This is a genomic window from Dolichospermum sp. LEGE 00246 (assembly GCF_015207865.1).
Taxonomy (GTDB): Bacteria; Cyanobacteriota; Cyanobacteriia; order Cyanobacteriales; family Nostocaceae; genus Dolichospermum; species Dolichospermum heterosporum.
The window spans coordinates 1-14,975 of record NZ_JADEWA010000085.1 but is presented as its reverse complement, the minus strand read 5'-3'; the positions used below and the strand labels follow the sequence as shown (position 1 = coordinate 14,975).

The 14,975-nt window shown below is 39.6% G+C and carries 14 protein-coding genes; 10 read left to right on the top strand and 4 right to left on the bottom strand.

All coding sequences use genetic code 11. From position 1 onward, the window contains the following. Nucleotides 1-78: 78 nt before the first annotated feature. From IQ228_RS08715 to IQ228_RS08700, 4 genes are all read right to left on the bottom strand, one after another. Nucleotides 79-582 carry a Mov34/MPN/PAD-1 family protein gene (locus IQ228_RS08715; protein WP_193962661.1) on the bottom strand — a complete coding sequence of 168 codons (504 nt, stop codon included), beginning with the start codon at nucleotides 580-582 and terminating at the stop codon, nucleotides 79-81. Further along, complete coding sequence (locus IQ228_RS08710) at nucleotides 579-2,324, bottom strand: E2/UBC family protein (RefSeq protein WP_193962660.1); 1,746 nt, start codon at nucleotides 2,322-2,324, stop codon at nucleotides 579-581. Before IQ228_RS08710 ends, IQ228_RS08715 begins: the two co-directional genes overlap by 4 nt. After that, the gene (locus IQ228_RS08705) at nucleotides 2,325-3,386 is read right to left on the bottom strand and encodes a cyclic GMP-AMP synthase DncV-like nucleotidyltransferase (protein WP_193962659.1); all 1,062 of its coding nucleotides are present in this window, start codon (nucleotides 3,384-3,386) and stop codon (nucleotides 2,325-2,327) included. A 561-nt stretch (nucleotides 3,387-3,947) separates the two neighbouring features. Next, the gene (locus IQ228_RS08700) at nucleotides 3,948-5,567 is read right to left on the bottom strand and encodes an SAVED domain-containing protein (protein ID WP_193962658.1); all 1,620 of its coding nucleotides are present in this window, start codon (nucleotides 5,565-5,567) and stop codon (nucleotides 3,948-3,950) included. 312 nt (nucleotides 5,568-5,879) lie between these two features. Between IQ228_RS08700 and IQ228_RS08695 the strand changes: the two genes are divergently transcribed. From IQ228_RS08695 to IQ228_RS08650, 10 genes are all read left to right on the top strand, one after another. Next, entirely contained in the window at nucleotides 5,880-6,431 is a 552-nt protein-coding gene (locus IQ228_RS08695; RefSeq protein WP_193962657.1) for a hypothetical protein, read from the top strand. Between the two features lie 500 nt (nucleotides 6,432-6,931). Beyond that, nucleotides 6,932-7,897, top strand: coding sequence for a DNA polymerase III subunit delta (holA, locus tag IQ228_RS08690; protein ID WP_193962656.1), 966 nt, complete (start codon nucleotides 6,932-6,934; stop codon nucleotides 7,895-7,897). 117 nt (nucleotides 7,898-8,014) lie between these two features. Further along, nucleotides 8,015-9,037, top strand: a complete 1,023-nt coding sequence (locus IQ228_RS08685; RefSeq protein ID WP_193962655.1) for a DNA polymerase III subunit delta' — start codon at nucleotides 8,015-8,017, stop codon at nucleotides 9,035-9,037. Nucleotides 9,038-9,162: 125 nt separating this feature from the next. Further along, nucleotides 9,163-10,113, top strand: a complete 951-nt coding sequence (locus tag IQ228_RS08680; protein ID WP_193962654.1) for a hypothetical protein — start codon at nucleotides 9,163-9,165, stop codon at nucleotides 10,111-10,113. 216 nt (nucleotides 10,114-10,329) lie between these two features. After that, nucleotides 10,330-10,713, top strand: a complete 384-nt coding sequence (gene ssb, locus IQ228_RS08675) for a single-stranded DNA-binding protein (protein ID WP_193962653.1) — start codon at nucleotides 10,330-10,332, stop codon at nucleotides 10,711-10,713. 110 nt (nucleotides 10,714-10,823) lie between these two features. Further along, on the top strand, nucleotides 10,824-11,267 hold the full coding sequence (locus IQ228_RS08670) for a hypothetical protein (RefSeq protein WP_193962652.1): 444 nt from the start codon (nucleotides 10,824-10,826) through the stop codon (nucleotides 11,265-11,267). 398 nt (nucleotides 11,268-11,665) lie between these two features. Further along, nucleotides 11,666-12,478 (top strand): ParA family protein, encoded by an 813-nt coding sequence (locus tag IQ228_RS08665; protein WP_193962651.1) that lies wholly within the window; start codon nucleotides 11,666-11,668, stop codon nucleotides 12,476-12,478. Between the two features lie 110 nt (nucleotides 12,479-12,588). Next, a complete protein-coding gene (locus IQ228_RS08660; protein WP_193962650.1) occupies nucleotides 12,589-13,746 on the top strand; it encodes a ParB/RepB/Spo0J family partition protein in 1,158 nt (385 codons plus the stop codon). A gap of 33 nt (nucleotides 13,747-13,779) precedes the next feature. Then, on the top strand, nucleotides 13,780-13,941 hold the full coding sequence (locus IQ228_RS08655) for a hypothetical protein (protein WP_193962649.1): 162 nt from the start codon (nucleotides 13,780-13,782) through the stop codon (nucleotides 13,939-13,941). 98 nt (nucleotides 13,942-14,039) lie between these two features. Next, on the top strand, nucleotides 14,040-14,975 hold a 936-nt coding region (locus tag IQ228_RS08650), incomplete at its 3' end, for a hypothetical protein (protein WP_193962648.1).

The following is a 14,975-nucleotide window of genomic DNA, read 5'->3' as shown; positions in this document are numbered from 1 at the left end:
ATTGTGACGATATCAATAGGGTTCCAGGGTTTTGGCAATAGTATTGATTAAGAGTTGTATTTTATTTAATTCACATTCCTAAATATTGTTTTTATTCATAAAATTCAAATCACTCACCAAGTGGAAAATCAAAGTCGTTTTATTACCCTCCCAAACACGTAAAAATTTAATGCCGATAATAATAAAAAATAAAATATCTCCGCTAAAAATATCTTTTTTGAGCCGAGACTGCCAATTTTTGAGATCAATCTCTGAAGGTTCAGGAATATCTTCAGGATGGGTGTGCCATTCTCCCAAATAAGTACTTGTACCTCCACTTTCTAACCAAGCCTGGTCGAGTGCTTGCTGGTGAGGTTGGCGAGTACGCCAGAAGCTAAATCGTCGCCTGTGATCTCCTTCCATTGGAACTGTTGCTTCATCAATAACAATATCAGTACTATCGCGGATGTACCGTCCAATTAACACTCCCCCTGCTTCAGGTTTGTGTCGATCATCTTGAACGAATGCCAGCATACATGACAACGCATGAACACTGATTTCGAGTTTACTTCCGTCTGATTTAGTAAAGATAGGCGATTTCATACCCCTTGTTTTCCACAAACGGGACATAGAGAATTAATATAACTGTACCTACTTGCGTGTAATTGGTCAGAACTTAGCTGGTGGCGAGGAGACACTTGAAAACCTGCGGCAACAAAATTATTATCATTTCCTTTCCACGATAATATAGGGTTACTCTGTTCGCGCTCACTTAATGCGTCGAGTGCCAGTCTAACTGCCGATTCAGATGTTTTTTGCGCGTCTAAAGCAGTGTATGGTGTATATAAACTTCCGCACCCCAGGTCATCTTTGCCAAAAGATTGACCATAAGCTGCAAAAGCAGATTTATTCTGAAGGGGGGTATCTGTTGCAGTTGCTGAAGTAAAAAGGCACTGCAAACAACCTGGTTTACCGGGGCGAGTAAGTAAAGCATGTCCCCCAATTCCATGAGGTTCTAGCCAGGTAAATACGGTTATAGGTTTCTCTGCTAGTTGATGCAATAAGCGGTTGGCATAAAGTTCGACGGTGGGATTGCCTGTAGCAAAAATTGCCAAATCAAAACTGGACAAATCAATCAGTCCTTCCCTGATGGCATCCTGGATGTACTTTTGGTGTGTGTTAATAGACAAGTAGGGGTATTTGCTTTCAATCTCTTCTTTAAGGGCAGTAACCTTGGGTTGACCTTCGGCTTTCTTGCCTAAAACGTGTCGAAATGTGTTTTCTAATTGGAAAATATCGGGATCTACAAGTGTTAGGTGCTTGATACCTGACTGTACGAGCGCAAGGGCTACGTAGCCGCCAACTGCACCACATCCAACAACAAGAACCCGAAAGTTACTGAATTCGTCCTGACCGCCGCCTCTTCGGAGCAGATAGTTAGGGTCACAGCGTTGAATATTAATTGGCACTGGGAGATTTTGTACTCTTCCAGATAAAAGAGGGTGACCACCAGCAACACCAGAAAATTGAAGCCCAACGAGTGTAATTCCCCCACGGGGACGCGGGAACCCAAGGATAACCAGTTCTTCGGATTTCCACTTTTTTCCTAAATGTTGTAGTAACCGACGATTGTCCTCAGACAAGTTCTTTCTAACAATCGTTTTTATTTCTTCGGTACTCCAGGGGTGATTTGGTCGGGGTGGAATTATAAATGTGTCTTCTTTGAGTGGAATGTATAAAGCTGTACGTCTTGTTAAGAAATCTAGCCCTTGACCTTCAGTATTAAAGTATGCCTTGACCGTACTAATTTCGTCGGCAGCAAGTTCTAATTTTTTGTTATTTGTGTAGACAAATATTTTGCGTAATACATCGTCAGCAGGTAAAAACGTAAGCATGGTTTTGGAACTAATCTGTCGCCAGTATGTTCCAAACTCGTTCATGAAATCTGATTGATTCCTGCCACTGACACCAGCTTGCAGAACATCAACGGCTTTTTTTATTGCATCACAAAGAATGCCAGTGGGGTCTTCTCTATTGAGAAGTAGCCCCTCAGAATCCAAATAGCAAACGTAACCGTCTTCTTCTAAGTGTGGAATGAAGCCAAGGGCATTTGGCGGACGTAGAAATACTTTTGGCAAAGAAAGGAAAAAGTTACTATCAACTCCAACGCATAACGTCACGTTTTTGCCTTCTATAGCTACTTGTCCCTCAATTGCCCATACTATTTTGCGGTCTTTGAAGTTATTCAGTTCATCTTCAGGTAGAAGGCGAGCCAGATGCAAACAACAAAGTTGTGTTAGGTTGAGGTTCGCAAGGATGTTGAGTTGGGTTTCTATATCCAGCATTTAAGCCGAAGCACTAGAGGAAATAATAGCTGGTGGGCGTTTTTGTGCGGTGTCTTTTCGACTGGGTATGGGAAAGTCTTTTCCAAATTGTTTTTGAAGGATTTCGCAAGCTTCTACAGGGTCTGCTTTTTGTTGTGCTTCCTCAATGGCTTCTAGCAGAATTTCCAATTTCTCCTGAAAGTCTGCCATTTGATTAGGGGTCATTTTCTCAAACAAGTCGCAATGGGGAGAGACAGGCAAGTTTACTGTCAACCGTTTAACTATATTGCCGTTGGAGTATACATTTTGGAACTGAGTAAGTATAGCGTTGACAAAGTGCCGCAGGGCTTCTAAATCGTCATCACTTCTTTTATTTGTAAACGAGTCACGAGTGTAAACTGGGTTGAACCAATAGTAAGCTGCAAGGGTAATGCCAATCCCTATGGGTGCTGCGTTTCCGTCACTAGAGAATTTCACATCCTTCCAGCGTTTCAGGTAACGAATTGTGCGGCGAAATTGTTTATCATCATCTCTGTCTAAAAAGCGATTCTTAATCAGATTGATTAAAGCTTGAGGGTCAGATTCTTGCCAAAATCTGTGTTCCGCAACAGAATTCAACTTCCCCTTGGCTAAATACATTTTGCCATCTGAGTTACAGTCTTTATCTGAGTAAATTGCTAGATCAACGTGATAAATGGGTTCGCCATCTTGTTGGTAAAATACTGTGACGCATGGTCGTCGGATTTCAACTTGTTTAGTATGTCCATTCAAAGCAAGGTATACCCATTCTTTGACGTTTACAGGGTCTGGATAGTCATCTTTAGAAATTTTGAACTGTATCCCCGTGTCAATATCATAATGACCATCAACTGGTTTGGTACCAGTGCCCATTGCATAGCTACCCTGGTCAAAATATTCATACTTTGGTGGTTTTAGACCTTCACTTTCAAAGATTTTTTTCAATCCTTGACCGAGGCGGTTGAGAATGCGATCTCGTTTTTCTCGAAGTAGTTCATTTTCATCGAAGCGCTTGAGCTTAATTTCCTCGTGAAACTGGCACATCTGGCTCTGTAAATTTGCCATAGTTTTTATTTTTTACTCCTTATAAGTCATATCTGTAATACGTGCCTATTGAGTTATTAGGCATATTCGTTGCCTAATCTGCTATCCCTTAATTTAGTCAAATTGGAATAAATTTAATGATGTTCGTTATAGGTTTTAGCATCATTAAGGTAATTAATAATAACTTTATTTAATGAATCATTAGCATATATAGATGAATTTTATATTATCCTTTAAAACTATTCTTATCACAGCTTTTACAGATGAAATATCTGAGTTAAACTAAAAACAAATTATCGCTTGTATTAAGTTATTACATTGTAGTTTAATTTTTTTAAAATCGAACCATTGTACTAGTAGTAAAAACCGTACTAAAGATAGTAGTAATATCAGATATGGTAGCATCTGAATAATTAAATAAACCGCTTCAGACGCAGAGAGCGCAAAGATAGAGATTTATTCAGGGAATGATCCCGATACAAACGGATTTGATATAATTTTTCGGTTAGTTGTATTCAATGCAAAAGACCGCCACTCTAACTCTTGTTGATAGCAAGGGCAATTACTTTTGTTGTTTTGCAATTATGTTTCTGAGGGTCGGATAACACATTGTTCACCAACATACGCTGCTGCCAAGTCAATAGCCCAGTCATAACCCCGGTGGAAATTCCACACTATTACAGGTGGATGGATATTCTCCGAAATTTGCTGTCCAATGTGGAATGCTAGTGATACCGGTCCAGCGTAAAAGAGATGAACCCTATTCACGTTAGGTATTCGTTGGGTAATTAAATCCATTGTGCGTCGAAACACCTGTCCGTATTCGCGCACCTGATTTTCGCTACGTACAATACTTCTCTGAGGTGGTAATTTCAAATCCACTTCAATTGCTCCTTCTGGAACAACTTTACGAGTTTGTTCGGCTAACACTTCATAACTCACAGTTATGCGAATTACTACATCACCTGTGTGCCTCAGTTGTGTCTCAGGTAAACCCTGTACATCCATAGGAGGAAACTCTTCTCCATCTCCCGGCCATGACCAAGTATTTGAGCCTGGACTAGGGTGAAAGTCAAAAAACTTAACAGGCTGGCGGTCTGTAATAAGATGACCAGCTAAGATAGCCAAGGGTATGTGTACGATACCGTGGAACACTAATTCTGCTTCACCACGTCGTGCAAGTGTTCCAAATAATACTCCTTGCGGTTCGGTTATGCGCTGAACGGCAATTTCCGGGCTAGTAAATACTCCATTTGCTACTAAATCAGTGAAATCTAATACGGCTGTTTCCACCTCACGTCCCTTCAGTTCATCCCCAAAACTTTTGATTACTTCATCTGGTGCTATCTGTCGCAAAGATTGAGCACGGAGTATTAATAATAGTGGTGCTTCAGAGGTTTTGGCAGTTTTTGCCGCAGCCAGTGGTGGAATCGGTCGGGAGCGTAATAACCCGATTGTAAAGGCTGCTGCTGCATTGGCAGCATAGCTGTGCCAATTATCATTTTTTTGGTCATCAGCAAAATCACTTATGCCCCGAATTTCTAGAAAACGAGGAGGATTAGTATGGTTTGCCGCTGCCCGTGCTACTCCAGCACCCTCCATTGCTATAGCGAGGAGCTTTGGGCAATCCTGGAGCAAGCGTGGCACGGTTTCTGCGTCAGCAATTACTTTTTCTCCACTGGCGATAGGAGCAAAATGTACCTCTGGCAAGGCATTTTGTATTTGTACAGTTCCTGGACGCAGCACGTTTATCTGCCCTTTCCACTCACTTGCCTCGTATGCATAAGCGCGACCGTAAAGTAGGCGATCGCAAAGGAACTGTTCCGACCGACTCTGGTTGCCCTCAGTAGTCAACTTCGCCATCTCATAGTAGTAACATAACGTTGATACCACGACATCTCCCAGTTCTAGCTTGCCACGCACACCACCAGCAATTCCTACCATAATTACGTTAACTGGTTCCCAACGTTGGAGTAGTCTAGTAGTTGCCACAGCAGCTTCGTTATTACCCATACCCAATAATGCAACGAGGACTACTGTATAATATTCAGTTGAGCCTGGAATGCTAACACGCCCATAATAATACGTAAGAGGCTCAAAATCTTCCTGTACTACTTCATGATTATCTAGGCGCTCACGTACTGCATCCCTCTCAATTCTGAGTGCTGTAATGATAGCAAAATCAACGGAGTTGTTTCTCATAGTCACACTGTTAGGGACGCTGTACCCAAATAATTGATCAACTTAATTAACAATTTTGACGATTCTAGAGTATTTATGAGGTTGCTTAGATTTTAAGCCCCTGGTTGATATTCAACAGGAATAGGAATCGAGATAATGGCACAATGCATTGTTTAGGATTAGCATATTGTATAAAATTAGAGCTATTTTCCTATTGTGACAGTTTTTGTTTAATTTGCCACAATAAACTCTACACCCCTTTAAGAATATAAGTTGATCAAAGAAACTTCGATTCTGAAGGAGTTGATGAAAATTATCAACTAGGACAATACTATGAGTGATCAAAAATCAATGTTAGAAGTTTATCTTCAAGAATACGAAAAACTCAAGGAAGAGCAATCGCAAAGAATAGGCTTTAGGGATAATCTGCTTTATGTGACACTAGGCGTATTTGGTGCAGTTGTTTCATTTACAGTTTCCAATAAAGCCAATTATTATGCATTACTTGTAATTCCTTGGGTTTCTCTCATTTTGGGCTGGAATTATCTTGTTAATGACGAAAAAATTTCAGCTATTGGCAGATATATTCGCCTAACGCTAGCAGAAAAAATTAAAGAAAACACTGGTAATCCAGAGATTGAATCCATATTTGGCTGGGAAACAGCACACAGAAGTGATAACCGTCGTAAACGCCGCAAGATAGAGCAATTAATTATCGATGAAATAACTTTTGTGCTTTCGGGTATAATTGCATTGATAACTTTTTGGATTCTAGTATCAAATGCTCCTGTAGTTGTAAATATTCTTGGGGTTATTGAACTTGTACTTTTAATAATTTTGGCTGTAGAGATTTTCATTTATGCTGACTTAGCCAAGGGTAGATAGATGAACTTATGCCACTAATACAAGAATATGTAATCTGCTTCTCAAAAAGAAAGAGTAGATGTCTGAGCAATTTAAAGGATTAAGCGACTTAGAATTTAGAATGGGGGAGCAACGCGATTTTGTGAGATCGGATTTTCTGTGTCAATTACCAGGGCTTATTGTCAATAAACAGAGGTCGAAGTTCCATGTTTTTGGCTTTTCTAAGTAGCGATCGCCAACAAATCACGTAAAATATATTACCAATTTTTCACACCTCACAAAATCGCGTTGCTCCCCTTAGAATGGAAGTTGTTTGAGGATATTTTTCCAAGTGAACACAAAGGTGGTAGGGAAATACATTATGTTCCGTGCAGGGGCAGATATTAACGATTTTGGACTGTCATAGCGTTCAAGACCTGCCAAACGTCAGCCGTCTTTCGATGAAGGGCAAATTTTGACCCCCTAGGCATAGTGCGTTAGGAGCTTACGCTCACAAAAGGCAATACAATTGCCGTACTACTATGCCAACATACCTGTACTTTGGTGAAAACGAATTCTTTCTAACTCGCACCATCAAACAACTAAAAACCCACACTCTAGATCAACAATGGGCAAACTTCAACTATACAGAATACCCCCCAGAATCTAAAGAAACCATTCCTCAAGCATTATCCGATATCATGACACCACCAGTTGGGAGTGGAGGACGATTAGTACATTTGCCCAACAGCACATTACTGGGAGTTTGTTCAAAAGAAATTTTGTTGCAGTTGGAGTCCATTCTCCCCAAAATTCCCTCAACAAATACCCTCCTTATCACTAACACTCACAAACCTGACGCGAGAAATAAATCCGTCAAACTCCTACTGGAGTACGCACAGGTACAAGAATTTCCTCTCATTCCCCAATGGCAAACCCAAGCATTAATACAGCAAGCTCGTACTTTAGCTGACGAAGTAGGTGTAACACTCACCACCGATGCCTACACAGTATTGATTGATTACACAGGCAATCATACACAACTCATATTCACCGAACTAGAAAAGCTCAAAACCTATGCTTTGGGTAAAACAGTCAATGGGGATATGGTGAAAGAATTAATCTCAGAAAGTGCTGCTAATAGTTTACAACTAGCCAACGCCATTCGCTTGGGAAACATTGCTCAAGCATTAGAATTTGTTGAACGCTTAATTAACTGTAACGAACCAGCTTTAAAGATTACCGCTACCCTGACTACTACCTTTCGCACTTGGCTAACAGTCAAACAGATGATCATCACCGGGTGTCAAGACAACAATACAATAGTCCAACTCGCAGACGTGAAAAATCCCAAACGCTTGTATTACATCCGCCAAGAGGTTGCTAATTGTTGTGTAAACAGGCTGAAAAATAGTTTGAAAATGCTGTTGGAACTAGAGCTAATGCTCAAATCTGGTGTAGATGAAAAACTCGCCTTGCAAACTCAAATTATCAAACTTTGTTCGTAGGTATTACTTCTTGCAAATGCAATAAACACCTCGGAAATTTAACCTAAAACGCTCCGGTTCTTGGAGGGAGATTAAATTTCTGGAGATGTCTAATCAACAATTTCCAAAACTCAAAAAATGAAGCAACTTGATCTACTTCATCTTACAACAGACCTTTCTGTTTCTGAACCTTCTCAAAGTATAGATTCCGAATCTACACAGCCAATTGCAGAAAACTGGCAGTTATCAAAAATCATTGGTCAAAATTTAGCAGTATCTTTACTCAAAGGTGCAATTATACACAACCGAATTGTCCCCGCGTATTTGTTTACTGGAGCAGACGGAGTAGGAAAATCTTTAGCTGCTAAATGCTTTATCGCTGAAATTTTCAACATCCAAAACCTAGCTAACTGTCCTGATATTTTATGGGTTGAACCAACATACCTACACCAAAAACAGTTGTTAAGTGAAAGTGAAATAGCAGCTTCTGGGGTGCTGCGAAAATCTCCATCCCAAATTAGAATTGAGCAGATTCGAGAAATCACCCAATTTCTGGCCACCTCCCCTCTAATTGCACCTTACAAAATTGTGGTGGTAGAAAATGCTGAAAGAATGCAACCCACTGCTGCTAATGCACTCCTGAAAACCTTGGAAGAGCCAATATCCGGCACTATTATCCTCATTTCATCCCAACCCCAAAGGTTACTGGCTACAATTACCAGCCGTTGTCAACTGATTCCTTTCCAGCGACTAAACAACGCCCAAATGACCACAGTTTTAGAAAATGTGGGACGTTCTGAAATTCTCAATCACCAAAATGTTATACGGTTTGCCGGTGGTTCTCCTGGAATAGCGATTGCCTGCGGCACTGCGCTCGGCGCAATCGCTTACCATGATCAACTCCAATCTATCCCACAATCAATTTTGCAACAACTAATTCAACCACCTAGCGATCTGTTAACAGCGTTAAGTATCGCCAAAGATATTGAGGTGCAATTAGATTTTCATCAACAACTATGGTTGATAGATTACCTGCAATATTGCTGGAAAGAATTTCTCAGTGATCACAATTGGCTGTTAAAACTGGAAGATGCCAAAAACTCGCTGTTGAAAATGGCCTCTCCTCGATTGGTATGGGAAGTTTTATTATTTCCTGACTAACACCAAAAACTACATTTTTAACGCAATCTGTCTAAACATCATCAAAGATACCAAACCAAACAACATTTTTGGACAAAAGGATTGCGCTATGCGCTCTTGTGGTGAACTAAATCAAACAAAAAACCATGAGTGCCATTATCAATAATTACCGTCAATTGGATGTAGCATTTCTCCTACTCAATGACTTGACAACAAAACTCCGCACGGCTGGAGCAAGAATCTCTGTTAGGAAAGTGGGAAATTTCCACAGAATCACCGTTTTGAAAGAACCTACTGTAGCCAGTATTGAGCAAATTCTCAGTTACACAAGTGGGGAAACAGAAACTCCTAAGCTCAACAGTAGTGATGCAATTACTTCACCCTCTGAAAGCACTCCGTCACCAGATGATGCTGTTAGTGAAACAGGTAGTAATACAACGCCTACCGTAAACGAAGAGATTGAGGATAACTCAGTAGCAGATGCGATCGCTTTACCTGAATCACCTGAATCTATTACACCACCAGATGATACTCCTAGTAAAGATGGTGCTAATACAGTACCTAACATAAACGAAAAAATTGAGGATAGCTCAGTCCCGGAAGCGATCGCTTTACCAACATCATCTGAATCTAATTCCTCAACAGATGATACTCCTAGTGAAGATGGTGCTAATACAGTGCCTATCTTAAACGAAGATATTGAGGATAACTCAGTAGTGGATGCGATCGCCTTACCAGAATTACCTGAATCTACTTCCTCAACAGATGATACTCCTAGTGAAGCTAGTAACGATACTGTAACTGTGGTGAGTGATGATATTGATCATAGCAGTGACAGTAATGATATTATTCCCTGCGATAGAGCCGAACTAATCACCGATTCCAGTGATTCTCCTACACCTGATCACTCTTCCTCAGAAGTAACAAATATTCCCAATTCTCCAGAGTTAGCAAGTTTGGAAGATTTGCAATCACTAACTCTAAAAAGACTAAAGGAGTTAGCTAAATTGCACAAAATCCCTGGTTTCTCTCGCATGAAAGAAGAGAAATTAGTAACCAAACTGCATGGTTTAGCAACCAAAGAACAAATTTTGTAATAGTCATCAACCTCAAATCTCTAGCAGATTTGGGGTTATTTTTTACGCAGTTTTTCCCCAATGCAACAAGTAATCAATGCGCTAGGCGCAATCAGTGGGCTTGTATCCCAAAAAGCCTCAAATCAGCCTTTAGCAAATCATTCGTTTAGTTGCATAACCAAGAATGCGCTATCGCGCTAATACCGTGAAAAACATTGATTACCCAAGGAAAATAATATGACTCAGCAATACGTCAATAAAGTTGATTTAGTTGGTCGCGTTGGTCAAACACCTGATGTTCGCTATTTTGAATCAGGTGCAATGAAAACATCCTTGACTCTTGCTGTCAAACCTCCCTACAGAAGTGAAAATCCCCTCTGGTTTGATTTAGAACTTTGGGGAAATATTGCACAAGTAGCAGCAGACTGGGTTCAAAAAGGTTCGACTATTGGTATCACCGGTGAAATAGTCTTCGACAGATGGATAGACAAAAACACAGACGAACCCAGACAAAAACCCATCATTCGTGTCAGCAATCTAGAACTGATCAGTTCTGCTCAACGTAAGGACTCAAATGAAACCAGTGAAGACCAAGATTCCATAATTAACGCCAATTTCTAGAAAACTAACCACATCCCGCAGCATCAATTTTGTCTGTGGGATGTTGTGGTTGAAAAGCGCAAAGCGCAATTTTAATGAACAATTGACAATTTCATCACAAGGAATAGACCATGATTAACTCAACTCAAACCATTCGACTCCTCACTATTGATGAAGCTTTTGACAGTCAAGGTGTAAAGATTGTCTATGGTGAATGTGTTTTCTCCTATTATTCAAAAGATGGCGTAGTGGAAGACACAATTCCCTACAGAACCAAAGGAGCAGCCGCAGTTTCCATTGCTGAATCTGGAATTAATGCTACTGGTATCGCTATGGGTTATTTGGATATTAACGTGGTGGATAGCGGTAAGGGATATAAGGAAAAGAAAACTGCCTTGGTTATCCGCACGTTCATCTGCACTACCACTGGTAATCGGAATCCTATACCAACTGCTACACCTGTTGTTCAAGCAACTCCACAGGAAAATACTCAACAGTTAGTTGGTGCTGGTGTAGCTACAGCATCTAACAACGGACATTCTCGGAATACTAATATTTCTCACATTCCCTTTTAATGATCTTACTTCTGGCTACTTTGCCAGAGGTATTTTTTTTCTGTGGGCAGATAATTTTTTTCACTTATCAGTGCTAGGCTATGACTTCAATGATAGATGTAGGAATTGTTATTTTTTTAACCCATGTTTTGAGCAATAGTCTACAGGTTACAGCAACAGAGAAAATTTCTGTTTCAAGATTCGGTTAATTCTCATATATTGATATATGATGCAAATAGAATAAATATTAGACTTGTTAGAAAATAGATAGTGAAAATCGCTGAAATGCTTTCCGGGAAAGGAATTAAAGGATTTTAAGGGTTATTGCCCAACAACTCTAATATATTCTTAAATCATATATCAATATATGATGTAGAAAATCCGATATATGATACTCACATAACATCAAAAAAATAGTCATGCAAATTAGATTAGCTGTAATAAGTAATGCCGGAGGAAGTGGTAAGACAACCCTTTCTGTCCATCTAGCTCATGCTCTGGCAAAACGCAAGTATAACGTAGCACTGTTTGACCTTGACCCGCAAGGGTCGCTGACACTGTTTTGTGGTTTAAATCAACCAGAACCAGAACATACTTTAGCTGCTGTCCTCAAAGAGAATTTTGATGGTAACTGGCCGTTGACACCCTGCTGGAGTGAACACACCGATAAAGTAGTTATTTGTCAGGGTGGTATGGTTCTCACCCAAACAGCAGATGAATTAGTTTTACACAAACGAGGAGCTTATTTATTAGGCGATCGCCTAACAGACTATCCTCTAGAACATGATTTGATGATCTTTGATTGTCCAGCTACCCTGGGTCCCTTACCTTTAATGGCACTAGCAGCCAGTACACACATAATTATCCCTGTCCAGCTAGAGCCAAAATCCATTCAAGGAGCGGCTCATTTACTGGAATGGTATTACTACCATTGCAAGCATTTACGCTTAAAACCCACACCAGAAATTCTCGGCTTTGTTCCCAACCAATATGATGCTCGACGTGCAGCACATAGACAAATGTTGGCTGCATTACCATCTCAGTTAGAGCAGATGAATATCCATGCTTTTTCAGAAATTCGGGATAGTGCTGAATTTGTTAACGCCAGTGGACAAGGATTACCATTAGCTATTCACCGCCCCAGTCATCAAGCAAAGGATGACTTTAAAGAAATTGCTTCAAAATTAGCCACTTTAATTGGCAGCAAGAGTAAAGAAAGCGTGAAAGTTTAACTAATCTGTCGCACCCAAAAGTTGTACCTTTTGGATTTTGGCTACAAGTTTTAAATCCTCTCCCCTGCTCAATCATTGTCTCAATGTGCAAATTAAATCTGTGCTAATTTATGACCACTCGTAAATCTCCTGACCTCACGAACTATTTTTCAGGCGCAAAGCAATCCCAACAATTATCAGAAGCTGAGGCAGAAATTCAACGCCTAAAAGCCGAAATAGAAGAACTTCGCTCTCAAGGATCAAGTGAGTTAGAAATACAGCTACAAACTCTCAGAGCGCAACTTCAGTCACAATCAGGTATCCAATCTATTTCTTTAGAAAAAATTCAAGCCAACCCAGAGCAACCGAGACAAACATTTTTATCAGAAAGTATTGAGTCTATGTCTCGTTCTCTGGTATCAGATGGACAACTAGAACCAATTATTTTAATTCAACGGGAACACTTAGTTATCTTTGATGGTGAACGACGTTGGCGCAGTGCTAAAAATTTGGGTTGGGAAAATCTGCAAGCTGTGATTATTCCTGAACCTGATGCTTTGCACCGTAAAGCTTTAATTACTTCTTTACATCGGGAAGACCTCAATCCTCTGGATAAAGCTGAAGCTATTGTGCGGGAGTTGGCAATTAATACTGGTTTAGAACCTCAAGATATTCCCCGGATTCTCTCAACGGTAGTACGACGGTTGAATGCACAAAAACGAATGAATTCTGTTGTTGGACTGATTACGGTAACACCGGAAGAACAACAACAAGGTTTAGCTGTTTTGGACTTAGATGAACGCGAAGCGGCAATTTTCACTGTACTTTTAGATTTACAACTCAATCCCGCTTCTATTGATGCCAATATTTTTCCTATGCTTTCTTTAGCGGAAGACTTGAAAGCTGCAATTAGGTCTTCTGGTCTTAAAGGTGTTCATGCCATAGCGTTACAAAAACTGTCAGCAAAAAATTTGGGAGTGCCAGAATTAGAAGCAGAAGAAATTAGAATCAACGTCACGCAAAAGGTGTTAGCAGAAAAATTATCTGTGCAAAAAACACGGCAATTAGTAACTGAGGCGATCTCCTTACAAAGTACGGACGCTGAAAAAATCGAAAAACAAGTTAAACCAATGACTACGGCAACACGCTCTTTGTATAAAGTTTCTGGGGACGCGTTGAAGAAAGTTGAGGTTTCGCAATTAATGGAGTTTCAGGAAGTCCTTCGCAAGAAACTGGCAGAGATTGAAGAAGTAATCCAGGAAAAAGCTGTCAACGATAATAAAGTTTAAAATGTTCAATTGAATTTGAAAGTAAGGTTATAAATGTCAGATAATAAGTTGCGTTTAAAACTGGGAGTACATAAGTACCAAGACAGAAATAATGACATATTGATTATTGACCAATTCTTTGCCAGTCAAGGATTTCAGCCCAATTTTTGTGTAATTAATTTTGTCCAATTACTTACTGCTTGTGAAATTCCATAAGCTCATAGAAAAAATGATTGATTACTCCGAAAAATTCCGAAAATTGCTGTAAATATAGTGTTTAATAAGGAGAAAGGTTAGTTGCATGGTGGAAAAGTATGGTAGAACCGATATTTACAACACTACTCACTTCATCTGTAGCAGAAGTTGTTGTTAAGACTGTTGGTGATATTCTTGGTAAGTTCATTGACATCTATCAAGAATCCGAAGCAAGTCGGCTTCGGTTGGAGGAAATGACCCAAGCAAGTCGGCTTCGGTTAGAAGAACTCCAAGAAGAAACCGAATACAGTCTTATTAAATCTCTCGCAAATTCTGAAATTAGAATTAATGAACAGCAAATTATTGAGCATTTAAGGGCAAGTTACTCTATCGCAACAAATAGAGCTTTAAAGGTTTTAAACTCAGAATACGCAAACAGCCCCTTTTTAGATGGGACAGAGACAACTCACGAAAGACTAAAGGCGTTATATGAGGAAACAAAATTGCCAATTATTTTAGTATCGCCTTTTTGGGATGATACTAAATCTATAGAGTTAAACGATAAAGGTGGCTATGTAGATTTCCGCAATGCTTTCAATAATTCTTATCTCCAAGCCTCTTGGAAAAACTTAGCATCTAAACAAGATGGTTATTTGAAGCGACCTTTGTATTATACAGATCGGGATGTAAACTATATTTATAGTAACTTATCAGATATTCCGATTATTTTGATACATGGAACAATTCAAGGAGTTAATACACAACAATACAATATCCAAAGAATTTATCCTCATGTTACTTTTTGGAATTTATTTCCACAACAACAGGATAGATATACAAGTTTAGATTTGAAGTTTTTACCATTGCAATTACCAATAGGCAGTAATTCTTCGACTGATATTGATCTCCAGACAGGAGAATACAGTCTAGATTTGCAAGATAATGTAGGAAAATATCTAACTAAAGCAATTGGCTTATTAAGTTCTTTTTACCATTTATATCATTTTGAAACTCGTCCAAATTTGCAACAATTTCAGTTAGACAATATACTCGAA

Coding starts and splice junctions, on each gene's coding strand:
- IQ228_RS08715 (WP_193962661.1), bottom strand. CDS start 582: ATGAAATCGCCTATCTTTACTAAATCAGACGGAAGTAAACTCGAAATC.
- IQ228_RS08710 (WP_193962660.1), bottom strand. CDS start 2,324: ATGCTGGATATAGAAACCCAACTCAACATCCTTGCGAACCTCAACCTA.
- IQ228_RS08665 (WP_193962651.1), top strand. CDS start 11,666: ATGCAAATTAGATTAGCTGTAATAAGTAATGCCGGAGGAAGTGGTAAG.
- IQ228_RS08655 (WP_193962649.1), top strand. CDS start 13,780: ATGTCAGATAATAAGTTGCGTTTAAAACTGGGAGTACATAAGTACCAA.
- ssb (WP_193962653.1), top strand. CDS start 10,330: ATGACTCAGCAATACGTCAATAAAGTTGATTTAGTTGGTCGCGTTGGT.
- holA (WP_193962656.1), top strand. CDS start 6,932: ATGCCAACATACCTGTACTTTGGTGAAAACGAATTCTTTCTAACTCGC.
- IQ228_RS08700 (WP_193962658.1), bottom strand. CDS start 5,567: ATGAGAAACAACTCCGTTGATTTTGCTATCATTACAGCACTCAGAATT.
- IQ228_RS08680 (WP_193962654.1), top strand. CDS start 9,163: ATGAGTGCCATTATCAATAATTACCGTCAATTGGATGTAGCATTTCTC.
- IQ228_RS08685 (WP_193962655.1), top strand. CDS start 8,015: ATGAAGCAACTTGATCTACTTCATCTTACAACAGACCTTTCTGTTTCT.
- IQ228_RS08660 (WP_193962650.1), top strand. CDS start 12,589: ATGACCACTCGTAAATCTCCTGACCTCACGAACTATTTTTCAGGCGCA.
- IQ228_RS08695 (WP_193962657.1), top strand. CDS start 5,880: ATGAGTGATCAAAAATCAATGTTAGAAGTTTATCTTCAAGAATACGAA.
- IQ228_RS08670 (WP_193962652.1), top strand. CDS start 10,824: ATGATTAACTCAACTCAAACCATTCGACTCCTCACTATTGATGAAGCT.
- IQ228_RS08705 (WP_193962659.1), bottom strand. CDS start 3,386: ATGGCAAATTTACAGAGCCAGATGTGCCAGTTTCACGAGGAAATTAAG.